The organism is Pantoea brenneri, from assembly GCF_038594305.1.
GTDB classification, from domain to species: domain Bacteria; phylum Pseudomonadota; class Gammaproteobacteria; order Enterobacterales; family Enterobacteriaceae; genus Pantoea; species Pantoea brenneri.
Map to the genome: position 1 here is coordinate 1,129,389 of NZ_JBCGBG010000001.1, position 21,728 is coordinate 1,151,116.

Annotated in this window: 20 protein-coding genes; 14 read left to right on the top strand and 6 right to left on the bottom strand. The window is 58.4% G+C overall.

The genetic code is table 11. From position 1 onward, the window contains the following. The first annotated feature begins 34 nt into the window (after positions 1–34). Positions 35–2,077, top strand: coding sequence for a peptidyl-dipeptidase Dcp (dcp, locus tag AABB92_RS05220; RefSeq protein WP_046288310.1), 2,043 nt, complete (start codon positions 35–37; stop codon positions 2,075–2,077). Positions 2,078–2,129: 52 nt separating this feature from the next. Here the strand turns inward: dcp and hpxO are convergent, their stop codons facing one another. Continuing rightward, the gene (gene hpxO, locus AABB92_RS05225; RefSeq protein ID WP_031376723.1) at positions 2,130–3,287 is read right to left on the bottom strand and encodes an FAD-dependent urate hydroxylase HpxO; all 1,158 of its coding nucleotides are present in this window, start codon (positions 3,285–3,287) and stop codon (positions 2,130–2,132) included. Positions 3,288–3,700: 413 nt separating this feature from the next. Further along, positions 3,701–3,889: a hypothetical protein gene (locus tag AABB92_RS05230; RefSeq protein WP_031376722.1), complete on the bottom strand. Its 189-nt coding sequence runs from the start codon at positions 3,887–3,889 to the stop codon at positions 3,701–3,703. 41 nt (positions 3,890–3,930) lie between these two features. On the opposite strand from AABB92_RS05230, the gene AABB92_RS05235 reads away from it, so the two are divergent. The 5 genes from AABB92_RS05235 to AABB92_RS05255 all read left to right on the top strand — a co-directional run bounded on the left by AABB92_RS05235 (position 3,931) and on the right by AABB92_RS05255 (position 7,735). Continuing rightward, positions 3,931–5,118: a glycosyltransferase gene (locus tag AABB92_RS05235; RefSeq protein ID WP_031376721.1), complete on the top strand. Its 1,188-nt coding sequence runs from the start codon at positions 3,931–3,933 to the stop codon at positions 5,116–5,118. A 67-nt stretch (positions 5,119–5,185) separates the two neighbouring features. Beyond that, on the top strand, positions 5,186–5,431 hold the full coding sequence (locus AABB92_RS05240) for a hypothetical protein (protein ID WP_031376720.1): 246 nt from the start codon (positions 5,186–5,188) through the stop codon (positions 5,429–5,431). A 31-nt stretch (positions 5,432–5,462) separates the two neighbouring features. Then, positions 5,463–6,602, top strand: coding sequence for a class C beta-lactamase (gene ampC, locus AABB92_RS05245; protein WP_031376719.1), 1,140 nt, complete (start codon positions 5,463–5,465; stop codon positions 6,600–6,602). Between the two features lie 207 nt (positions 6,603–6,809). Further along, the gene (parS, locus tag AABB92_RS05250) at positions 6,810–7,262 is read left to right on the top strand and encodes a type II RES/Xre toxin-antitoxin system antitoxin (protein WP_031376718.1); all 453 of its coding nucleotides are present in this window, start codon (positions 6,810–6,812) and stop codon (positions 7,260–7,262) included. Then, the gene (locus AABB92_RS05255; protein WP_031376717.1) at positions 7,262–7,735 is read left to right on the top strand and encodes an RES family NAD+ phosphorylase; all 474 of its coding nucleotides are present in this window, start codon (positions 7,262–7,264) and stop codon (positions 7,733–7,735) included. Before parS ends, AABB92_RS05255 begins: the two co-directional genes overlap by 1 nt. Before the next feature lie 24 nt (positions 7,736–7,759). Here the strand turns inward: AABB92_RS05255 and AABB92_RS05260 are convergent, their stop codons facing one another. The 3 genes from AABB92_RS05260 to AABB92_RS05270 all read right to left on the bottom strand — a co-directional run bounded on the left by AABB92_RS05260 (position 7,760) and on the right by AABB92_RS05270 (position 11,869). Next, positions 7,760–9,583 (bottom strand): glycoside hydrolase family 15 protein, encoded by a 1,824-nt coding sequence (locus AABB92_RS05260; protein ID WP_031376716.1) that lies wholly within the window; start codon positions 9,581–9,583, stop codon positions 7,760–7,762. A 92-nt stretch (positions 9,584–9,675) separates the two neighbouring features. Then, the gene (locus tag AABB92_RS05265; RefSeq protein WP_031376715.1) at positions 9,676–10,569 is read right to left on the bottom strand and encodes an SDR family oxidoreductase; all 894 of its coding nucleotides are present in this window, start codon (positions 10,567–10,569) and stop codon (positions 9,676–9,678) included. A gap of 265 nt (positions 10,570–10,834) precedes the next feature. Next, entirely contained in the window at positions 10,835–11,869 is a 1,035-nt protein-coding gene (locus tag AABB92_RS05270) for a LacI family DNA-binding transcriptional regulator (protein WP_046288311.1), read from the bottom strand. Positions 11,870–12,082: 213 nt separating this feature from the next. On the opposite strand from AABB92_RS05270, the gene AABB92_RS05275 reads away from it, so the two are divergent. The 4 genes from AABB92_RS05275 (at position 12,083) to AABB92_RS05290 (ending at position 17,296) form a co-directional block, all read left to right on the top strand. Further along, a complete protein-coding gene (locus tag AABB92_RS05275) occupies positions 12,083–13,111 on the top strand; it encodes an ABC transporter substrate-binding protein (RefSeq protein WP_031376714.1) in 1,029 nt (342 codons plus the stop codon). A gap of 88 nt (positions 13,112–13,199) precedes the next feature. Next, a complete protein-coding gene (locus AABB92_RS05280; RefSeq protein WP_046288312.1) occupies positions 13,200–15,419 on the top strand; it encodes an ABC transporter permease in 2,220 nt (739 codons plus the stop codon). Further along, positions 15,416–16,477, top strand: a complete 1,062-nt coding sequence (locus tag AABB92_RS05285) for an ABC transporter ATP-binding protein (protein WP_031376879.1) — start codon at positions 15,416–15,418, stop codon at positions 16,475–16,477. Before AABB92_RS05280 ends, AABB92_RS05285 begins: the two co-directional genes overlap by 4 nt. A gap of 24 nt (positions 16,478–16,501) precedes the next feature. Then, the gene (locus tag AABB92_RS05290) at positions 16,502–17,296 is read left to right on the top strand and encodes an inositol monophosphatase family protein (protein WP_031376880.1); all 795 of its coding nucleotides are present in this window, start codon (positions 16,502–16,504) and stop codon (positions 17,294–17,296) included. A gap of 48 nt (positions 17,297–17,344) precedes the next feature. On the opposite strand, the gene AABB92_RS05295 is transcribed toward AABB92_RS05290, so the two are convergent. Continuing rightward, on the bottom strand, positions 17,345–17,779 hold the full coding sequence (locus AABB92_RS05295; RefSeq protein WP_046288313.1) for a GNAT family N-acetyltransferase: 435 nt from the start codon (positions 17,777–17,779) through the stop codon (positions 17,345–17,347). Between the two features lie 188 nt (positions 17,780–17,967). Between AABB92_RS05295 and hipB the strand changes: the two genes are divergently transcribed. The 4 genes from hipB (at position 17,968) to AABB92_RS05315 (ending at position 21,692) form a co-directional block, all read left to right on the top strand. Continuing rightward, entirely contained in the window at positions 17,968–18,216 is a 249-nt protein-coding gene (gene hipB, locus AABB92_RS05300) for a type II toxin-antitoxin system antitoxin HipB (RefSeq protein ID WP_031376882.1), read from the top strand. Then, on the top strand, positions 18,216–19,529 hold the full coding sequence (locus tag AABB92_RS05305) for a type II toxin-antitoxin system HipA family toxin (protein ID WP_031376883.1): 1,314 nt from the start codon (positions 18,216–18,218) through the stop codon (positions 19,527–19,529). The genes hipB and AABB92_RS05305 overlap by 1 nt, the downstream gene beginning before the upstream one ends. Before the next feature lie 67 nt (positions 19,530–19,596). Then, a complete protein-coding gene (locus AABB92_RS05310; RefSeq protein ID WP_031376884.1) occupies positions 19,597–20,997 on the top strand; it encodes a M24 family metallopeptidase in 1,401 nt (466 codons plus the stop codon). A gap of 62 nt (positions 20,998–21,059) precedes the next feature. After that, positions 21,060–21,692, top strand: a complete 633-nt coding sequence (locus AABB92_RS05315) for a LysE family translocator (protein WP_031376885.1) — start codon at positions 21,060–21,062, stop codon at positions 21,690–21,692. The last annotated feature ends 36 nt before the right edge of the window (positions 21,693–21,728 follow it).

The following is a 21,728-nucleotide window of genomic DNA, read 5'->3' on the forward strand; positions in this document are numbered from 1 at the left end:
GATAAGACTTTGCGATGCCCATCAGGAGCGAATCATGAACGCCCGTCAGAATCCTTTCTTTAGCGTCAGCACCTTGCCTTATCAGGCACCGCCGTTCGATCAGATCGAGGAGCAGGATTTCCTGCCCGCGTTACAGGCGGGCATTGAAGAGAAACGCCGCGAAGTCGAGGCGATTGCCACCAGCAGCGATGCGCCAACCTTTCTGAATACCTATGAGGCGCTGGAGAAGAGTGGGCAGTTGCTGAACCGGGTGAATCTGGTGTTCAGCGCTATGACGTCGGCGCACACCAGCCCGTATCTGCAGCAGGTCGATGAAGAGATCGCCCCGCAGCTTACCGCACTCAACGACGATATTATGCTCAACCGGCCGCTGTTCTCGCGGCTGGATGCGGTGTATCTGCAGCGCGCCCAACTCGACGCTGAATCAAAACGGCTGGTCGAGGTGATCTGGCAGCGCTTTCAGCTGGCGGGTGCCAATCTGCCGGAAACGCAGAAACACCAGCTCAAAGCTCTGAATCAGGAGGCGGCGCGCCTCAGCACCCGCTTCACCAATAAGCTGCTGGCGGCCACCAAGGCGGGCGGTCTGGTGGTGGATGAGGCTCAGAAACTGGCGGGCCTCGCGGCGGCCGATTTAGCGGTCGCTCAGGCAGAAGCCCGCGCGCGCGGACTGGAAAATGCCTGGCTGCTGGTGCTGCAAAACACCACTCAGCAACCGGCGCTGCAGAGTCTGAGCGATCGCCAGACCCGCGAAGCGCTGTTCCATGCTGGCATGACCCGCACCGAAAAAGGCGATGAGAATGACACCCGCGAGCTGGTGCTGCGTCTGGCGCAGGTGCGGGCGGAGCAGGCCCGGCTGCTGGGCTTTACGAGTTATGCCGACTGGAAGCTGCAGGATCAGATGGCAAAAACGCCGGATGCTGCTTTTGCTTTTATGCGCAATATCGTGCCTGCTGCACGGGCGCGGGCTGAACGGGAAGCGGCGGCCATCCAGCAGACCATCGATCGCCAGCAGGGCAATTTCACCCTGCGCGCCTGGGACTGGAACTTCTATGCCGAACAGGTGCGCCATGCGCAGTACGATCTGGATGAGAGTCAGATCAAACCTTACTTTGAACTGAACAGCGTGCTGCAGAATGGGGTGTTCTGGGCGGCGACTCAGCTCTACGGCATTCAGTTTACGCCACGCCAGGATCTACCGGTTTACCATCCCGACGTGCAGGTATATGAGATTTTTGATGCCGACCAGACGCCGCTGGCGCTGTTCTACACCGACTTCTTCAAGCGTGACAGTAAAGGCGGTGGGGCGTGGATGAGCAACTTCGTCAACCAGTCGACGCTGCTTGAGAGTAAGCCGGTGATCTATAACGTCTGCAACTTCACCAAACCGCCGGCCGGTGAGCCTGCCTTGCTGAGCTGGGATGAGGTCATCACCGTGTTTCACGAGTTTGGTCACGCACTGCACGGCCTGTTTGCCAGCCAGCGCTATCCGAGCCTGTCAGGCACCGAAACTCCGCGTGATTTTGTGGAGTTTCCGTCGCAGATCAACGAGCACTGGGCCAGTGAGCCGCAGGTGTTCCGCCAGTTCGCCCGCCATTATCAGAGCGGAGAGCCGATGCCCGCCACGCTGCATGAAAAGATTGTCCGCGCCGGTAAATTCAACAAAGGCTATGAGATGAGTGAGCTGCTGGCTGCGGCGTTACTGGATCTGCACTGGCACAGCCTGACCGGCGATCAGGCTCCGCAAAGCGTCGACGGCTTTGAACAGCAGGCCCTGCAGAGCGACAAGCTGGCGTTAGCGGCGGTGCCGCCGCGCTATCGCTCCAGCTATTTCCAGCACATCTGGGGCGGAGGCTATGCCGCCGGTTACTACGCCTATATCTGGACCCAGATGCTGGCCGATGATGGCTACCAGTGGTTTGTCGAACAGGGCGGCCTGACGCGGGAGAATGGCGATATTTTCCGTCAGAAAATTCTGTCGCGCGGTAACAGCAGCGATCTGAAAACCCTGTATGAAAGCTGGCGCGGCGGTCCGCCGCAGCTGGAGCCGATGCTGAAGAATCGCGGGCTGGCGGAGTAATGCACTCAGCGGGCGGCCATGTCGCCCGCTGGATGAAGAGGAGGCGGCCGGACTAACCCAGCGGGCCGCCTTCAATGGTTTCACACATTCCGGCCAGCACCCGCTCGCCGGTTTCGCTTTTCAGTGAACGATACCATTCCTCGGTCACCGCCGGATCTTTGGCGTGGGTGACGTCACAACGCTTACGCGCTTTCAGCACCAGATCCCTGACCCGCTCAACCCGGCGCGCCTGATAGCGCAGCAGGGCATCCTCAATACCCAGCGAATGCGATGCCAGCGTCGAAGCCAGCACAATAGCGTCTTCCATTGCCGCACAGCCGCCCTGGCCGATATCCGGTGTGGTGCTGTGGGCCGCATCACCGAGCAGCGCAACGCGTCCTTTAACAAAGCGGCTGAAGGGTTCAATATCGTGTATCTCAACCCGATTGGTGGTCTCGGGATTGATCGCCGCAATCAGCTGCTGCACCGGTGCGGCCCAGCCAGCAAAATAGCCGCTCAGATCGGCTTTGACCGTGGTGCGATCCTGCGGCAATCCTTTCGGCAGCGGCACGTCGAAGAAGAAGTAGAAGCGGTTGTCGCTTACCGGCATCAGCGATACGCGCTTGCCGTCACCAACGAACGTGGTCCACTGATCGGCGGGCGCGATGCTCTCATCAATCTCCACCAGACCGTTCCAGTTGACGTAACCGGCATAACGCCGCTCCAGCGCCTGTTCCAGCACATATTCACGGATCACCGAATGGGTGCCGTCAGCCGCAACCAGAAAGTCACCGCTCGCCTGGCTGTTATCGGCAAAGGTGGCAATCACGCCGTTATCACTCTGTTCAACCTGAATGACCCGCTTACCGAAATTGACCCGCTGGCGGCCAAAAGTATCAATCAGCATCGCCTGCAGTTCGGCGCGCGCCACCGGATAGGGAAACTCACCGACCTGCTGCACCAGCGGCGCCATACTGAAACGGGTTAGCGCGGCACCGGTCACTGCATCGTGATAAGCCATATAGGCCATGTTGCCACCCAGTGCACGCAGCGCTGCCTTCATGCCGAGGGCATTCAGGCATTTAACGCCGTTCGGCCAGATTGAAATCGCCGCTCCGACCGGCTTAATCTCCTTCACCGCTTCGAACACCTCAACCTCAATACCCGCTTTTTCCAGCGCAATGGCGCTGCTCATCCCGCCAATGCCGCCACCAATAACGATCGCTTTCATGTTTATCTCCTGTCTGCCTGATGCTGTTGTTGCAACTTTTGTACCAGTGCGCAGTTCAGCGGGTGATGCGTTGCTGTTTACAGTAGAATCAGATAGTTATGAAGCTAACAGGCGCGGCGGGGCGAACGGGAGACGGCGTAGACGCACGGTTATGTTGCAGACTGGCGCGCTAAAACAGTGCATTACCGGCGCTAAAAATCCGCCGCTGTATCATTAGTTTCACCATCAGGCCTAGCTGTTGACCGCCCGGATTAAGATTATCTGCACGCTTCTCAGTACGTCAGCCTTCAGGTCAGTGTAATAAAACTGATTAGTTGAATTGTTATCAACTAATTGCTGACAGGCTGGCATGGTTTATTTTTAACAAATATTTAAACTTACACATAATTATTGGCGCGCCGGTTGTTGTCAGATCATTCTTCATAGGGAATCAGTGAGTTACCGCCGGAAGAAAAGACACGGATGTAAATAATCTGCATTAATTTTTTAGCTGGCCGGGCAAACCAGGAATAAACCGCCCTGGGCAATGATAAATATTTCTGCCAGCGGGCGGTGAAAACGGTTTTTAGGATATTACGCAGGCGCAGCTTGTCAGATTGCATGATATAGATTATCCGGGACTCAAGGACTCTGGAATACGATCATGAAAATCGGAATCACTAATAACCACTATCCGGAGCAGCGCAATATTTTGGTTAATCCGGAAAACGAATATATTAATCTCAAAAAGTACAATCTGTTTTACTTTATTAACCCATTACGGACGCGCTTACTCAAAAAAAATAAAGCTTTTGTTTTTCTGCCCGTGCCATTTTCACCCGCATCGCGGCCCGACATCCTGCATCTGTTTAATGAAGTCGCCATAACCCGTCAGAAATGGGTTGCCTCGTTTGAAACTGAATTACCCCGGGTGTTGCCGGTGCCGGGCGTGGCGAAGCAGGATAATCCCGAACTGCAGCGGCTGATCCCCCATCTGCTGAAAGATAACTGCCTGGGGCTGATTGCCATTTCAGACGCGACGCTGAATATTCAGATGAAACTGTTCCCCTCCGGGGGCGGCGTTGCGCAGCAAATCAGACGTAAAACGGTGGTATTGCATCCGCCACAAACCCTGTTCACAGCGCATAAAGCGCCACGTCAGCCGGGCGTGTTCCGCCTGGTGTTCGCCGGCAATGAGTTCTACCGTAAAGGCGGCGCCGAAGTGGTGCTGGCAGTGAGCGAGCTGATTGAAGAACGAAAGCTGGATGAGTCGCAGCTGGAGGTGCAGTTAATTGGCGATCTCACCAAACGTCACAACGTGGCACACCGGCAACATCAGGATGACGAGGCGTTCTATCGGTCAATTGAGAGCCGCATTGGCCGCTATCGCTGCTTCACGCATCTGGCGCGGCTGGAAAACGCGGCGCTGCTGCAGCTGTTCCGCCGCAGCGATGTCGGCTTACTGCCGACCTGGCAGGAGACGTACGGCTTTTCAGTACTGGAAATGCAGGCCAGCGGCTGCCCGGTGATTACCAGCAACGTGCGCGCCTTACCGGAAATTAATCCGGCCAGCGCTGGCTGGGTGATTGGCGGTACGTTGAATGGCGATCGTGAATACAGCATCACTACGCCACAGCAGAAAGCGCAGCTGCGCCAGGCGCTGGTGGACGGGCTGAAGCAGACGCTGCTCGCCATCTTCGAACGGCCAGAAATGCTGCATGAGAAAGGGGAGGCGGCGATCCTGCGCATTAAAGATCAGCACGATCCGCAGCGCTATATTGTCCGTCTGCATGATATTTATCGCCGCGGCGTGATCAACGTCACTCAACACCCACCTGTCCTGCCAATTTGATAAGATTTCTCAGACGACGCGTGCCAGAGTAGTCATACTTAGGACAGCGTTCATCTGGAGATCAATCATGAAAATACTCATCAGCCTGCTGCTGTCCGGACTGTTGGGCAGCAGCGCCTTCGCTCAACCGGCACCCCAGTTTCCGGCGCGTGCGCCGCTGCCTCAGCTGACGCCTGCCGCCGCGCGATGCGACGTCTCCGCCTGTCAGACCAACTGTTATGTCGAACGATCCCATTGTAATACCCGTGATACCGGGGCGTGCAGCTCACAAGCGCAGATCTGTGTGCAAGCCTGCGCCGATCAGTGCAAATAAATCGATTCAGTGAAGAAACCGTTAATTGCCAATGAAAAAGTCTTTGTCTTACCTTGTTTTGTGGTCCCTTTCTGCCAGCTGTGTTGCCGCCGATCTTAGCTCACAGCAGGTCACTTCTCTGGTTAAAGCCGCTATCGAACCGCTGATGGAGCAGCAGGAAATTCCCGGTATGTCGGTGGCGATACTCTATAAAGGCCGGGCCCAGTTCATTAACGCCGGTGTGGCTGATCTGGCGTCCGGCCGCCGCGTCACCGAAAACACCCTGTTTGAACTCGGCTCGGTCAGTAAAACCTTCACCGGCGTGCTGGCCGGGGTGATGATCCGCAACGGTGACATCGCCCTCAACGATCCGGTGCAGAAGTACTGGCCGCAGCTGACCGGCACGCAGTGGCATCACATCCGGATGCTGCATCTGGCGACCTACACCGCAGGTGGCCTGCCGCTGCAGTTGCCGGTTGAGGTGACCGATCAGGCTTCGCTGCTCAACTATTATCAGCAGTGGCAACCGCAGGCTGCGCCGGGCACGCTGCGTCAGTACTCCAATGCCAGTATCGGTCTGTTTGGCGCGCTGATGGTGAAGGGCGATTACCAGCAGGCGATGGAGAAAAACGTGTTTCAGCCGCTGCGTCTGACGCGCACTTACATCACCGTGCCGCCCTCAATGATGCTGGACTACGCCTGGGGTTATAAAAACGGGCAGCCGGTGCGGGTGTCGCCCGGCATGCTGGATGCGGAAGCGTATGGGGTGAAATCTACCGCCCGCGATATGCTGACCTTTATGCAGGCCAATGCCGATCCTAACCGCTTATCGTCAGGCAATACCGTGCTGCGCAATGCGATTCGTACCGCCCAGTCACGCTATTTCAAAGTGCGTGATTTCTATCAGGGGCTGGGCTGGGAGATTTACGACTGGCCGGCCAGTGCCGCCGCGATAATCGCTGACAGCGAAAGCAGCGTCGCGCTTAAACCTCAGCCGGCGACGCTACTGAATCCCGCCGTGCCATCGCAACGCGCCAGCTGGGTGCATAAAACCGGCGCCACCAACGGCTTTGGTGCCTACGTTGCATTTATTCCCGAGCAGAACACCGGCATTGTGATGCTTGCGAACAAGAACTACCCCAATCCGCTACGGATAAAAACCGCCTGGAAAATCCTGGAAACGTTGCAGTAATCCGGGACGCCACCGCCCGCTGGCCTTGCCATCTCAGGGTCAGCGGAAAGGGCGGATCACCTCGCAGCCGTTGAGCGGCGCAAAGTCGGGCTGTTGCTCTTTGATCGCCTCACCGGGCTGACGCCAGCGCGCAATCGCCAGGGGTAAAGCTGGCGCACCATGTTCATTTGCGCTAAAATAAAAATCAAATGAACAGAGGGCCGTGCTATGTCAATTGCCATTTATACGCCCGCCAGCAGTCGCCGCAACAGCTCGCTGTTGCATGCGCTGAACCTGCCGGAAACCCTGCCGGATGCGCATCAGCGGATTGCCGTCGGCTTCAGCAGCGGGGTGCTGAAACGCACCGCGTCGTTATCCGCCTTCGATGAAATCTGGCTCTGCCGCCTGGCAGGCATCGATCGCAGTACCTACAACCGCAAAGTCAAAGATCCTCAGCAGACCTTTTCGCCCGATCAGAGCGGACGGATTTACATGCTGATCCGCGTCCTGTCCGCTGCCAGCACGCTGCTGCGTGACGATCCGGCGCGGCTGGTGCAGTGGCTGGAGACCCCAGCCAAGGCGCTGGGTGGCAGGAAACCGGCAGAGATGACCACCACCGTTGCCGGGGCGGAAGCGGTGCTCAACCTGATTGGTCAGCTTGAACATGGCGTGATTACCTGATGGCGGCGGTGCGCTTTTTCCGGCTGGTGAAAAGCGAATATGCGATGACCGCCTTTGACGGTTTTGGTGCCCGCACCTACGGCGGCCGCTGGAATTCAGTCGGTATCGGCTGTGTCTATCTCGGATCAAGCCGGGCGCTGTGCGTGCTGGAGGCGCTGGTGCATCTCAGCATTCAGGATCTGGCGCACGACTATTCGATGCTGTCGATCAGCGTACCTGAAACGCTGATCACCGAGCTGTCGCTGGCGGCGCTCCCCGCCGACTGGCAGACCGATCCCGCACCGCCATCGACCCGGGAGATTGGGGATGGCTGGCTCGCCAGCGCCGATCACGGCCTGATCCTCAAGGTTCCGAGTACCCTGACCGGAGAGTGGAACGCGCTATTTAATCCTGCGCATCCGGCCGCCGCTGCGATTATCAGCAACGTGGTGGTCGAACCTTTTTTCTTTGATCCACGCTTCAGGCTGCAATAGCTGCTGGCCCGACAGCGGCCCAGGTCAGCCGGCAGCCTTCGATTCTGAAATAGCCTGTGCCGCACAAATCAGTGCCAGATGACTGAGGCCCTGCGGCATATTGCCGCGCCAGCTCTGACTGCGGACATCAAACATTTCGTTAAAAATATCCACGTTGCCGTGCTGATCGAGCGTCGCGAGGATCTGCTGCATCGTCTGTTCCGCCTGGTCGACGTCGCCCATTTCCGCCCAGGCTTCTGCCAGCCAGAACGCGCAGGCGAGGAAGGTACTCTCTTCAACCTCGACGCCACTGTAGCGATAGAGCATGGCGCTGCCGTTGCCCAGCGCCTGATGAATAGCGCGATAGGTTGACAGCATCCGCTGTGGATTGACCGCGTTGCCGTAGCTGTGGACCAGCGCCAGCGAGGCGTCGAGACGGTCCTCACTGCCGACATAAAACAGATAAGCCTGTTTCTGTTCGGACCAGCAGTGCGTCTCAATCCAGTCACGAATGCGGTCACGTTCCCGTTGCCAGCGGCCGAGCCAGGTAGGTTCGATGTGCTGGTTTTCGGCCAGCGCGACCGCCCGGTCCAGTGCCACCCAGCAGGCCATTTTAGAATGGGTATAGTGCTGCAGGTCCGGCAACTCCCAGATACCGCAATCCTTTTGCCGCCAGTGATCGGCACAGCAGTTAGCCAGCTCACCCAGCATGCGCGAGGTGGTGATATCCAGCACGTGGCCGGCCTCGATAAACAGCTGCGCGGTGGCCAGCATATCGCCATACATGCTGAGCTGTATCTGATCACGGGCATTATTGCCGACCCGCACCGGCTGGGAATCCTGATAGCCGCTTAACGGCGGAAAACGTTCTTCCGGCACTTCATCGCCATTCAGCGCATAGCAGGCGCGCAGCCTGACGCCGTGCCGCAGGATGGTCTGCGACAACCACGAAAAGGCCGCTTTACAATCTTCCAGTGCCCCGAGATAGACGAAGGCTTTAATGATCAGGCAGGCGTCCCGCACCCAGGCGTAGCGATAATCATAATTCTTCTCGCCGCCGATCCCTTCCGGCAGCGAGGTGGTGGCTGCGGCCGCCAGCGCACCGGTCGGTGAGTACCAGAGAAACTTCAGTGACAGGGCAGAGCGCTTTACCAGCGCCGGATAGCTGCCGTCATAGCTCAGGCTCTCCACCCAGCTGGTCCAGCCGGTGTGGCTGGTTTCGATTCGCTGATCGATGGCGGACAGCTCAGGGACAGCCAGCGGCTCGTTCTCGGTGATCAGCAGTGCGCAGAGTGAGCGCGAACCGGCCGAAGTCCGCAGCGTGGCGCAGACCTGCTCATCATCCAGCAGCGTGATGTGGATATCGTCGCTGGTACGGAACATCGCCATCACGTCGGCAATGTGGAACACCTTGCCTTTTTCGGTGTCGGCAATCCACGGCGAACGGGTTTCAGCGGCGGTGCCGAATCGCAGGATAATCTGCAACTCCACTTCGCCGCTGACTCCTTCAATCCGGCGCGCCAGTTCGCCCCACGGCAATCTTCCCGCCAGCGTACTGTTGATCGATTCGGTCAGCAGCACGCTGCCGCTGTCGGTGTCAAAACGGGTTTCCAGCACGTTGCTGTTATCGCGATAACGCCGCGTCACCCGATAGGGATCGCACGGCACGATTTGAAAGAAGCCGCCGATACCGGCATCCAGCAGGCGGTCAAACAGCGGTTTAGCATCCAGGTTCGGGGCGCACCACCAGTCGATCGCGCCATCCGGCGCAATCAGCGCCACTGAACGCCCCTCGCCAATGGCGGCATAATCACCCAGACCCGCAAAGCCATTGTCTCGGGCAGGCTGATGGAAGATCTGGTTTTCCATGGTTTTCTTCCTTGTTTCACTGTGGCGACTGACAAATCGGGCGCAGGCAGGACAAAAAAGTGGCCGCATTATGCGGCCACCGGGGAAGGTGATTACAGGGTGCCGGTGCCGCCATCGGAGCACCAGACCTGACCGGAGGAGTAACTGCTCTCCGTCGAGGCCAGCGTGACGTAGAGCGGAGCGATTTCGACCGGCTGGCCAGGGCGGCCCATCGGTGAATCGGCACCAAACTGCTTCACTTTTTCCTGTGGCTGGCCGCCGCTGGATTGCAGCACGGTCCAGTATGGGCCAGGCGCGACCGCGTTAACCCGGATGCCTTCGCCGCCCAGCTGTTTCGCCAGTGACTTGGTAAAGGCAACAATCGCCGCTTTGGTCTGGGCATAATCCAGCAGAATATCGCTGGGTTTAAAGGCCTGCACCGACGAGGTATTAATAATCGACGCGCCGCGTGGCAGATATTCCAGCGCCGCTTTGGTGATCCAGAACATGGCATAAACGTTGGTTTTAAACGTCGCGTCAAAATCTTCGGTACTCAGGGTACGGATGGACTCATTAAACTGCTGGCGTCCGGCGTTATTAACCAGAATATCCAGGCCGCCTAATTTATCCACCGCCTGTTTCACCAGCTGCTGACAAAATTCTTCAGAACGAATATCACCCGGAATAGCGAAGACTTTACGGCCTTCCGCTTCGATTAATTTAATCACTTCATCGGCGTCGGGCTGTTCTTCTGGCAGATAGTTGATCACTACATCCGCACCTTCGCGGGCATAAGCGATGGCCACCGCACGGCCAATACCGGAATCGCCGCCGGTAATCAGCGCTTTACGTCCGGTCAGCCGGCCGGTACCGCGGTAGCTGGTTTCACCGTGATCGGGAACCGGGATCATTTTGCTGGCTAAGCCAGGTGCCTGTTGCGGTTGTTCCTCAAAAGGAGGCTTAGGAAATTGATCGAGATCGAGCGTCTTGTTCGTTGGTGTCGTCATTGTAAGCTCCTTGAACGTCATTATCTGAGTGATTAAGCCTGGCACAAATGTGATATTTGTCACATCTGACTGCTTATTCATTGAGCAGTGAAGCGCCGGACAAATTAATAATGCTGATCAAGGATAGACAGAAAATCGGGATGCTGCGCCGCCGCAGGGTGATAATTTGCGGCAATCAGTCGGCTTATTTAAAGCGAAGCGTAAAGCAGGGAAAGGTCTATTTTAGTGGCACAAACGCAGCGGCGATAAAATTAAATCGGGCGGTTTACCCGCCGCGTACTGAACCCCGCCAGACCACATCAGCCTGATATATCCGCCGATCGCTTTGCTGTTCGGCGGCGGGCTGTAATTCATCCTGCTGCGCCTCGGTTTCGGTCAGCCAGCGTATCGCGTCACGGGCAAACTGTTCCACCGGCTGGGCAAAAGTGGTGAGGTTGTAGGAGGACCAGCCCGATTGCGGAATATTGTCGTGGCCGACGATGCACAGATCCTCCGGAATGCGCAGCGCAAAGCGGTGGCGTGCCTCATCCATAAAGCCACACGCCAGTAAATCGGTGGCGCAGAACACCGCGTCAGGCCGGATTTTGCGGGTCAGCAGCCGCTGCGCCAGGATCTGACCGCTTTCATAGGAGGTCGAGCCAAAGTGCTCAACCTGAACGCTGACTCCGGCTCTCTCCGCCGCCGCCAGAAAATCCCGCTCGCGTTTCAGCAGGCTCGGGGTGCCGGCCAGTGAATTAACAAACGCGATGCGCTGACAGCCGGCACGGACAAAGGCATTGACCGCCATCTCGGCTGCCGGACGCGAGTCGAGGTTAATGCTGAGGGAGCCGGGCAGGGACTCATCACGGTTAATCAGCACCAGATGCTGGCCGTGTTTGTAACAGAGCCGGGTTATCGCGCTGTCAGGCATACCGGAGAGGATGATTGACGCATCGGCGCGGAAGTTAATCGCCTGCTGTAAGGCGGCAGAGACCCGTTCATCTGAGCGGTCGGTATTAATCAGCATCGCTACTTTTCCCGCTTCCTGCAGATACTGTGTCATCCAGCGAACCAGGCTGGCGCGGTAAGGCGTATCCACTTCAGAGGCGATCAGGCAGACAATGCCGCTGCGGTTGCGTACCAGCCCGCGCGCCAGATGATTAACGTGATAGCCCAGCTCTTCGGCGGCTTTCATCACCCGCGCCCGCGTGGCATCCGACACGCTGGCACCCGGCGTAAAGGTGCGCGACACCGCAGAGCGGGAGACGCCCGCCCGGTCAGCGACATCCTGCGCACTGACGACTGCCTTAAGTTGATGCATGGTTTTCTCCGCTGCTGCCGTTATCCGCTTTGAGTCTGCCTGAAGTTGCAAGGCTGTGCAAAAGGTATTGGCGATAAAATGTACCAAATTTGTGACAGCACCTTACAATTGCTTAACATGCTGATTGACACGTCCTGAGGGTCGCCTTACTACTTTGCACAGCAGTGCAAAAAAGCGCGATCAGGCGCAATCCCCGCCTTCAAGGAGAACACCATGCGTTACTCATCTCTGCTCGCTGCGGTTATCGTCAGTTGTCCGGCCTTACCGTTTGCGGCGGCTGCGGCCGGTAATCTCAACATGATCTGCTCTGCGGATGTGGTGGTCTGTGAACAGATGACCCGCCAGTTCAGCACGTCTCATCCCGACATCAATCTCAGCATGGTGCGGCTGTCAGCCGGGGAGGCCTATGCACGTATCCGCAGCGAGGCGCGCAATCCGCGGACCGATATCTGGTGGGCCGGCACCGGTGATCCGCATATGCAGGCCGCCGAAGAGGGCTTAACTCAGGTATATAAATCGCCGCTGCTCGACCAGCAGCAGCCGTGGTCGCAAAAAGTGGCGGAGATCTCCGGTTACCGTACCGTGGGCGTTTATGCCGGTGCGCTGGGCTGGGGTTACAACACCCGACTGCTGGCGGAGAAAAAGCTGAAGGTACCGGCCTGCTGGACCGATCTGCTCGATCCGGGCTTTAAAGGTGAAATCCAGATTGCCAATCCGAACTCCTCCGGCACCGCCTATAACACCCTGGCGACGCTGGTGCAGATCATGGGTGAAGACCAGGCTTTTGATTACCTGAAAAAACTCAACGCCAACGTTTCGCAATACACCAAGTCGGGTTCAGCGCCGGTGAAAGCCGCTGCCCGCGGCGAAACCACCCTCGGCATCGTCTTTATGCACGATGCGGTTGCGATGGAGGTCGATGGCTTCCCGATCAAACCGGTCGCCCCCTGTGAAGGCACCGGCTATGAGATTGGTTCCATGTCGATCATTAAAGGGGCGCGTAACCTGGCGAATGCCAAAAGCTGGTACGACTGGGCGCTGAGTGCCGACGCGCAGTCGCACATGAAAGAGGCGAAATCGTTCCAGCTGCCGTCGAACCGCAAGGCGGAGATCTCCGAATACGCGCCACGCTTTGAGAATATCAAGCTGATCGATTACGACTTCAAAACCTACGGTGACGCGGCGAAACGCAAAGCGCTGCTCGGACGCTGGGATAAAGAGATCGGCGCCAGCGCACAATAAAACTGATTTCCGTCCGGCGCAGTGATGCCGGGTCTATGCTGAAACGCGGTGGCGCAAGCCTGGTGTCCGCAGCAGATCGAGGTGATTCATGAATGCGCACAATCGCCGCTTAACCGGCGCGTTAGTTGCCGGCGCGCTGGCCCTGATGGTGTTGCCCTGGTACAGCCTGGAGCAGGGGTTCTTCTCTGGCCACTGGCTGATCAGCTTATGGCAGGATGAGAATAGCGCGCCAGCACTGTGGCAACTGATGCAGCATGGCTGGCTGACTGTCGCCGTAGCGCTGTGGCTCGCTTCTGCCGCCTGCCTCTTCCTGCCGCCGGGGCGTATCCGTAGCGGCCTGCTGCTGCTGCTCAGCGTCTGCGGCACTCTGTTCCTGGTGCTGGAAGGGCATGCCATCGGGTTTAGCGGCTGGAACTGGCGGTGGCTGGAGAACCTGGCCGGCCCGCTCGCGCTGGGCCAGCCGGCGATGGGCGCGGGCGCGTTACTGCTGCTGACGGTTTTCCTGCTGATTTTTTCCTTTGCGCTGGCCGAACGCGGCGTGCTGAAAGGCGATGCGTTTGTGGTGTCGGCGATCGTACTGCTGGTAGCGCTGGTGACCACTTTTGTGCTCTATCCGGTACTGAGCCTGTTTGTCGCCTCGGTGCAGGACATCGATGGCAGCTTTAAGCCGGATGGCCTGATCGCCAATCTGCAGGACCCGGCTATCTGGAGCGTCGCCTGTGTGACCGGCGGCACCTGCGGGACGGCGTGGCGCACGCTGGGACTGGCGCTGATGACCGCCAGCGGCTCGACGCTGCTGGGACTGGCGTTTGCGCTGGCGGCGACCCGCACCTCGCTGCCGTGCAAAAAAGCGCTGCGGATGCTGACTATCCTGCCAATCATTACGCCGCCGTTTGTTATCGGGCTGGCGCTGATTCTGCTGTTTGGCCGTTCTGGCGTGATCACCACCTCGCTGGCGACGCTGTTTGGCGTCGAGCCGGGCCGCTGGCTGTATGGCCTGACCGGCATCTGGATCGCCCAGGTGCTCTCTTTTACGCCGATTGCGTTTCTGGTGCTGATTGGGGTGGTTGAAGGCGTCAGCCCGTCGCTGGAAGAGGCGTCTCAGACCCTGCGCGCCAGCCGCTGGCGTACTTTCTCGCGTATCTCCCTGCCGCTGATGGCACCCGGACTGGCTAACGCCTTTCTGATCAGCTTTATCGAAAGCATGGCGGACTTCGGCAACCCGATGGTGCTGGGCGGCAGTCACGGCGTGCTGTCGACCGAAATCTTCTTCTCGGTGGTCGGCGCGCAGAACGATCCAAGCCGTGCGGCGGTGCTGGCGATGATCCTGCTGGGCTTCACGCTGGCGGCGTTTCTGCTGCAGCGGGTCTGGCTGTCGGGCAAAAGCTTCGCCACGGTAACCGGCAAAGGCGACGGCGGTCGTCACGTGCAGCTGCCGCGTCCGGTGCGCTACAGCGTTTATGGCCTGGTGATCCCGTGGGGACTGTTTACCCTGGTGATCTACGGCATGATCATGATTGGCGGCTTTGTGCAGTCGTGGGGGCTGAATAACGCGCTGACGCTCGACCACTATATCCGCGCCTTTAGCGTCAGCCTGAATCAGGGACAGCTGGTGTGGAGCGGCGTCGCCTGGAACTCTTTCTGGACCACGCTGGAGATCGCCCTGATTGCCGCGCCGCTGACTGCGGTGGTTGGCCTGCTGACCGCCTGGCTGATTGTGCGGCAGAAATTTGCCGGACGGCAGACCTTTGAGTTCATGCTGATGCTGAGTTTCGCCATTCCGGGCACCGTGATCGGCGTGAGCTACGTGATGGCGTATAACCTGCCGCCGCTGGAGATCACCGGCACCGCGATGATCCTGATCGCCTGCTTTGTGTTCCGCAATATGCCGGTCGGAGTGCGTGGCGGTATTGCGGCGATGAGCCAGCTTGATAAGAGTCTGGATGAAGCTTCACTGACCCTCGGTGCCAACAGTTTCCGCACCTTACGTAAAGTGGTGCTGCCGCTGCTCAAACCGGCGATCAGCGCCGCGCTGGTCTACGCCTTTGTGCGCGCTATTACCTCAATCAGTGCGGTGATTTTTCTGGTCAGCGCGCAATACAACATGGCGACGTCTTACATCGTCGGGCTGGTGGAGAACGGTGAGTATGGCGTCGCGATTGCCTACTCGTCGGTACTGATCGTGGTGATGTTAGCCATTATCGGTCTGTTCCAGCTGCTGGTGGGTGAACGCCGCCTGCGCCGTGTTACTCAACCAGCGGCCGCGGCCGCTGCTGTCGCCACTCTGACTCAGGAGAGAGCCGTATGACCCCCATCAACGCGGGATCGGTCGTGTTTGAACATGTTGCTAAACGCTTTGCCGGTTTTACGGCGCTGCCGGATCTGTCGTTAACCGTCGAGCCTGGCACGCTGGTGACGCTGCTCGGTCCCTCCGGCTGCGGCAAAACCACCACGCTGCGCCTGCTGGCCGGGCTGGAGCATCCTACTGCTGGCCGCATTCTGATCGGCGGTAAAGATGTCACTCATCTGCCGGCCAATGAGCGCGACGTGGCGATGGTGTTTCAGTCATACGCGCTGTTTCCCCATATGAATGCTCTCGACAATATCCTGTATGGGCTGCTGTCGTCGGGGATGAACAAACGGGAGGCGCTGGATCGGGCGCGGGAAGGGTTGAGGCTGGTCGGGCTGGAAAGCCAGGGCGAGCGGCTGCCGTCTGAACTTTCCGGTGGACAGCAGCAGCGTATTGCGGTCGCTCGCGCGCTGGTGCTGGAACCACAGGTGTTGCTGCTGGATGAGCCGTTGTCGAATCTGGACGAACGTTTACGGCGACGGGTGCGGACGGATATTCGCGATCTGCAACAGCGGCTGGGTTTTACCGCAGTCTATGTGACGCACGACCAGGAAGAGGCGCTGGCGGTCTCCGATAAAATTATTGTCATGAAAGAGGGGGATATTGCGCAGCAGGGCGCGCCGGAAACGCTTTACCATTCGCCCAATTCGGTGTTTATCGCCGACTTTATGGGCGAAGCCAATATTCTGCCGTGCGACGTTGAGCAGGCCGAAGGCGGTGAGGCGCTGATCCGCGTCGGTAACCAGCGCTTCCGGGTGCGTGGCGATGGAGCGAAAACCGGCAGCGGACAGCTGGCGGTGCGGCCGCAGTTTATCACCCTGTCTGGCGACGGTCAGGGTGCCCTGCAGGGTGAGATTATTCACAGCACCTGGCTGGGTGACCATATCGAATATGAAGTGACTACCGAACTGGGATCGCTGTTCATCATCGATCCCCACATGGAACAGCGTCTGCCGCTGGCCGCCCGGGTCGGCGTTAACTTCAAGCCGCAGGGTCTGGCCCTGATTGCCCGCTAAACTGCTTAACCGCAAGGAGTCTCAATGGAACTGCACGATGAAATGATGTCGCGTCTGGCGCTGGCTGAAGCTGTCGCCCGCGCTGGCGGTGCCACGGCCTTATCTTACTTTTCCCGCCGCGACACGCTGGTGGTGGAAACCAAATATGATCTGCAGGATGTGGTGTCGATTGCCGATCGCGAAGTAGAACAGACGATCGCCGACCGCATCCGTGAAGCGTTCCCTGATGATGGCTTTCTCGGTGAGGAGAGCGGCCTGCAGCCGGGCCGGAGCGCCTACACCTGGGTGGTCGATCCGATTGATGGCACCAGTCCGTTTCTCAACGGCATGCCAAACTGGTGCGTATCGGTTGCCGTACTGCGCGGCGACGTGCCGGTCATCGGGGTAATTTTTGCGCCAACCTTTGAGGAGTGCTATGTGGCAGCGCTGGGTGAGGGCGCTACCCTTAATGGCCGACGCTTGCAGGTCGATCCGGCGCGCACCCTGCAGAATCACGTGACCGGCTTTGGTGCCAACAGCTACGTCAGTCCGCAGCAGGTTGGCGAGATTGTGGCGGCCTTGCTGGCAGCCGGCGGTAACTTTATCCGCATCGGCTCAGGCGCACTGATGCTGGCGTGGGTGGCGGCCGGCCGGGTCGTCGGTTACTACGAACCTTATATGCACGCCTGGGATTGTCTGGCCGGTTACTGTCTGGTGAAGGAGGCGGGCGGTTGGGTACATCCGTTTAACACCGACGGCGATCGCATCACCAAAGGGGCGCAGGTGCTGGCGGTGGCTCCTGGTGCCGAAGCAGATTTGCGTCGCATCGCCGGTCTGTGACCCTGTCACGACGCGCAGGTCCGTACAGCCACCTCAGCGTCGTGACCTTTAGCCCTTCAGCGTTTTGGTCAGGTAGTAACGCTGCATACCGGTTTGCGGAAAGTCGGGCAGGGACATCTGCTGTTGATAACCCTGTTTCAGATAAAACGGCAGCGCCTGAAAACTGAAGGTATCCACCAGCGCCTGCTGACAGCCGTAAGCTATCGCCTGCTGTTCTGCTGCCAGCAGTAAGGCACTGCCCAGACCGGTGCCGCGCAGCGTACCGTCCACCCACAGATAATCGATACAGAGCCAGTTCCCCTTACGCGAGGCCATTACGCCACCCCGCAACTTACCGTCTGCGTCATGATCAAATACCGCCAGCGGTCCCCGGTTTTCACTGCCGATAAACTGCCGGTTGTAACTGCCGAGCCCGGCAAATAACGCCTCCCGGTCTTTGTCCTCTGGCTGCTCCGTCACGGTAAAACCCGCGCTTAATCTCATGATTTTTCTCCTGTTATGCGACGCCACAAGGTTGAATATCCGCGTAAAGGGATAATAGATCATTTATCCCTTGAAAGGTATAAATAGTTATTTATCCCCGGCAGGGTATAATGCATCGATTATCCTCTTTCGGGGATAATCGGAATGCGCTATGCTGATCGTCTGCCGACCCCGGAGGAACAGAGACCATGATATACAGTCCGCTGCAGCTGGCTAACCGGCTGAAACTTATCCGTCAGCGTAATGGCTGGACCCAGAGCGAGCTGGCCAAAAAGGTTGGCCTGAAACAGGCGACCATTTCGCATTTTGAAAATGCGCCGGACAACACCTCGCTGGCGACGCTGTTTAAGCTGTTACAGTCGCTGGAGCTGAGTCTTGAGGTGCAGGAGAAAACGGCCGCCGCACCGCCACCGATCAATGACGAGGATGACTGGTAATGCAGAAGCTGATTGCGTGGATGAACGGCGAGCGGGTCGGCGTGCTGACCCGTCAGCGCAACGGTGCGCACGAATTTCAGTACGACAAAGCGTGGCTGAGCAATCCGCTCGCCAGGCCGCTGTCACTCTCGATGCCGTTGCAGGTTCCGGCCATCACCTCCCACGCGGTAATTAACTTTTTCGATAATCTGTTGCCGGATAGCCCGTTGATTCGTGACCGGATTGTGGCGCGCTACCAGATAAAATCCCGTCAGCCGTTTGATCTGTTGCAGGAAGTGGGACGTGACAGCGTCGGTGCGACCATGCTGTTGCCGCCTGAGATGCCGCTGCCGCCGTTACAGGTGCGCTATGAGCTGCTGGACGAGGCGCGTCTGGAAAGCGTGCTGTCAGCCTATCAGTCCGACATTCCGCTCGGGATGCTGCGTGAAGAGACCGACTTTCGTATTTCGGTGGCGGGCGCGCAGGAGAAAACGGCGCTGCTGCACACTGAACAGGGCTGGAGCATTCCTGCGGGAGCCACGCCAACATCACACATTATCAAACTGCCGATCGGGGAAATTAAGCAGCCGACGGCGACGCTGGACATGCGGGAAAGCGTTGAAAATGAGTATCTCTGTCTGGCGCTGGCCAGAGCGCTGGGAATGAAGGTGCCTGAAGCAACCCTTATCCGCGCCGGCGCGATGCGTGCGCTGGCCGTCGAGCGCTTCGACCGGCGCTGGTCACGCGACAGAAGCCGGCTTATTCGTCTGCCACAGGAGGATTTCTGTCAGGCGCTGGGGCTGCCGTCATCGACGAAATATGAGTCTGACGGCGGGCCGGGCATTGCGGAGATTATGCAGTTGCTGATGGGATCGAGTAACGCAATAGAGGATCGTTATCACTTCATGATGTTCCAGGTGTTTCAGTGGCTGATTGGGGCGACTGACGGCCACGCCAAGAACTTCTCGCTGTTTATTGAGCGCGGCGGCAGCTTCCGGCTGACCCCCTTCTACGATGTGATTTCCGCCTATCCGGTACTGGGCGGCACCGGCCTGAATAAGCGGGCGCTGAAGCTGGCGATGGGGCTGCGGGCCAGTAAAGGCAAAAAAACCGAAATCGATAAGATATTCCCGCGTCATTTCTTCGCCACTGCAAAAAGCGTCAATTTTGATAGCGGTAGCCTGCAACAGATCTTCGACTTCTTTATCCGCGCTTTTCCACCAGCGGTTATCGCGGTGCGTGATGCGTTGCCCGCTGGATTTCCGCAGCACATTGCCGATGCCATTTTCAGTCATTCACTGATTATGCTGGAGCGGTTACGGCAGAAAGATTGAGGCAGGCAGCAACAGACTGGCCCGGCAACGGCCAGACTGCTGTTTTCCTGTTTAACCGGAGTCTGTTATGAATCGCGCTCGCTACGCACTGGAATCGATCCCGTCGCCACCCACTTTTCCCGGCGTGGCCAGTCACGTGATGGCGGATGAAACCCTGCATCACCGGCTGGCGGCGATTGTTCAGCGCATGAAACAGCATCAGATTGCGCAGCTGATCATCTATGCGGATAAAGAGCACGGCAGTAACTTTGAGTATCTGGCGGGCTTTATTCCGCGCTTCGAAGAGGCGCTGCTGGTGGTTAATCAGCAGGGCGAACTGGCCTACATCATGGGCAACGAAAACCTCAAGCTGGTGCCCTTTGCCCGTAATCCCGGCAGATGTCTGCACGCGGCACTCTTTTCGCTGCCTAATCAGCCGATGAGTGGTGAGACATCGCTGTCCCGGCTGCTGAGCCAGGCGGGGATCGTCGCGGGGACGCGCACCGGGCTGGTGGGCTGGAAGTTGTTCAGCCGCGCACAGCAGACCCTGTTTGATCTGCCGCAGTTTATCTGCGCGGCGGCGGCCGATGCGGCAGGTGGCGTCTCGCAGCTGGTGAATGCCACCGGGCTGTTTATCTCACCCGATGAGGGAGCTCGCTGCATTAACAGCGCCGATGAGGTGGCATTTTACGAGGCGGGAGCGAATCGTGCCTCAACCGCCATGCTGGCGGCGCTGAACAGCGTGACGGCAGGCGTAAGCGAGAAGCACATGGGCGCACGTCTTAATGCCGCCGGCCAGCCAAATAGCGTGATGACCATTGCCGCCACCGGCGATCGCTTTGCTAAGGCACAGCTTTATCCCAGCGACAAAACGATTAAGGTCGGCGATAAGCTGTCATTAACCGTTGGCTATAAAGGCGGGTTAAGCAGCCGCGCTGCTTATGTAGTCAGTCAGGCGTCTGAGTTACCCTGTCACGTTTCAGACTGGCTGCCCCGGCTGGCGATCCCGTATTATCACGCGGTGGTCAGCTGGCTGGAGCAGTTACGCATCGGCATCACCGGTGGCGAACTGTATGCGTTAATCGAGACGGTATTACCCAAAGCGCAGTATGGCTGGCACCTTAATCCGGGGCATCTGGTGGCTGACGAAGAGTGGCTAAGTTCGCCGATCTGGCCCGATTCAGCCATCCCCCTGAAAAGCGGCATGCTGTTGCAGATCGACATTATTCCTTCGGTAGCCGGCTACGGCGGATGCAGTATTGAGGACACCGTCGGTCTGGCGGATGCGGCGTTGCGTGCCCAACTGGCGGCTGAATTCCCGGCGGTCTGGCAGCGGATGACCGAGCGCAAAGCCTGGCTGAGCGACGTCCTGCGGCTGAAACTGGCCGATGAGGTGATCCTGCTGTCGAACACCGTAGGCTATCTGCGTCCGTTTTTACTGGATCAACAGCGGGCACTGGTGCGGCAACCGCTGAGCGACGGGGTTTAAAAAAACGCGGTCGGCTGTTAGGTTAATCACTCATTAACCCCGAATAAAGGTCAGGAGCCGTGATGTCCGATATCGTGCATTTCCCGCTGTTTGTTGCTTCCGTTGTGCTGCTTTGTATTACGCCGGGTCCCGATCTGGCCTATGTGGTGGGACAAAGCGTTGCCAGGGGACGACGTGCCGGTATCCTGTCAGCCGCCGGGGTTGCGCTGGGCAGTTGTACCCATGCCGTTGCCAGTGCGCTCGGGCTGATTGCCGCCTCGCCGCTGCTGTTCACGCTGATTAAGTATCTCGGGGCGGCATACCTGATCTACCTTGGAGCCAGAATGATCGGGTCAACCTTTATCGCATCCGCAGCAGCGGAGACCGCGCCGCCGCCGCGCGCACTGACCGGCACCCGCTTACTGCTGCTGCGCGGTTTCATCACCTCAATCACCAATCCCAAAGTGCTGCTGTTTTTTATCGCCTTCTTCCCGCAGTTTGTGGTGATCGGCAGTCAGTATCACGCCAGCGCCTTCCTGCTGCTGGGGATGACCTATGCGCTGATCGGCCTGATGACCGACGTGATGTTTGCGCTGCTGGCGGGTGGGGCCGCAGGCGCGGTGGCGAACAATAAGAGGTTACAGAAAGTGCTGGATCGGCTGGTCGGCGCCACCTTTATCGGCCTGGGGATCCGTCTGGCGCTGACCCGTCGCTGAGCCAAATCTGACGCTGCCGGCCCGGTCAGCCGCAGC

Excerpts from the sequence above, each read along its gene's own strand:
- dcp (WP_046288310.1), top strand. The coding sequence starts at position 35 with ATGAACGCCCGTCAGAATCCTTTCTTTAGCGTCAGCACCTTGCCTTAT.
- hpxO (WP_031376723.1), bottom strand. The coding sequence starts at position 3,287 with ATGAAAGCGATCGTTATTGGTGGCGGCATTGGCGGGATGAGCAGCGCC.
- AABB92_RS05230 (WP_031376722.1), bottom strand. The coding sequence starts at position 3,889 with ATGCAATCTGACAAGCTGCGCCTGCGTAATATCCTAAAAACCGTTTTC.
- AABB92_RS05235 (WP_031376721.1), top strand. The coding sequence starts at position 3,931 with ATGAAAATCGGAATCACTAATAACCACTATCCGGAGCAGCGCAATATT.
- AABB92_RS05240 (WP_031376720.1), top strand. The coding sequence starts at position 5,186 with ATGAAAATACTCATCAGCCTGCTGCTGTCCGGACTGTTGGGCAGCAGC.
- ampC (WP_031376719.1), top strand. The coding sequence starts at position 5,463 with ATGAAAAAGTCTTTGTCTTACCTTGTTTTGTGGTCCCTTTCTGCCAGC.
- parS (WP_031376718.1), top strand. The coding sequence starts at position 6,810 with ATGTCAATTGCCATTTATACGCCCGCCAGCAGTCGCCGCAACAGCTCG.
- AABB92_RS05255 (WP_031376717.1), top strand. The coding sequence starts at position 7,262 with ATGGCGGCGGTGCGCTTTTTCCGGCTGGTGAAAAGCGAATATGCGATG.
- AABB92_RS05260 (WP_031376716.1), bottom strand. The coding sequence starts at position 9,583 with ATGGAAAACCAGATCTTCCATCAGCCTGCCCGAGACAATGGCTTTGCG.
- AABB92_RS05265 (WP_031376715.1), bottom strand. The coding sequence starts at position 10,569 with ATGACGACACCAACGAACAAGACGCTCGATCTCGATCAATTTCCTAAG.
- AABB92_RS05270 (WP_046288311.1), bottom strand. The coding sequence starts at position 11,869 with ATGCATCAACTTAAGGCAGTCGTCAGTGCGCAGGATGTCGCTGACCGG.
- AABB92_RS05275 (WP_031376714.1), top strand. The coding sequence starts at position 12,083 with ATGCGTTACTCATCTCTGCTCGCTGCGGTTATCGTCAGTTGTCCGGCC.
- AABB92_RS05280 (WP_046288312.1), top strand. The coding sequence starts at position 13,200 with ATGAATGCGCACAATCGCCGCTTAACCGGCGCGTTAGTTGCCGGCGCG.
- AABB92_RS05285 (WP_031376879.1), top strand. The coding sequence starts at position 15,416 with ATGACCCCCATCAACGCGGGATCGGTCGTGTTTGAACATGTTGCTAAA.
- AABB92_RS05290 (WP_031376880.1), top strand. The coding sequence starts at position 16,502 with ATGGAACTGCACGATGAAATGATGTCGCGTCTGGCGCTGGCTGAAGCT.
- AABB92_RS05295 (WP_046288313.1), bottom strand. The coding sequence starts at position 17,779 with ATGAGATTAAGCGCGGGTTTTACCGTGACGGAGCAGCCAGAGGACAAA.
- hipB (WP_031376882.1), top strand. The coding sequence starts at position 17,968 with ATGATATACAGTCCGCTGCAGCTGGCTAACCGGCTGAAACTTATCCGT.
- AABB92_RS05305 (WP_031376883.1), top strand. The coding sequence starts at position 18,216 with ATGCAGAAGCTGATTGCGTGGATGAACGGCGAGCGGGTCGGCGTGCTG.
- AABB92_RS05310 (WP_031376884.1), top strand. The coding sequence starts at position 19,597 with ATGAATCGCGCTCGCTACGCACTGGAATCGATCCCGTCGCCACCCACT.
- AABB92_RS05315 (WP_031376885.1), top strand. The coding sequence starts at position 21,060 with ATGTCCGATATCGTGCATTTCCCGCTGTTTGTTGCTTCCGTTGTGCTG.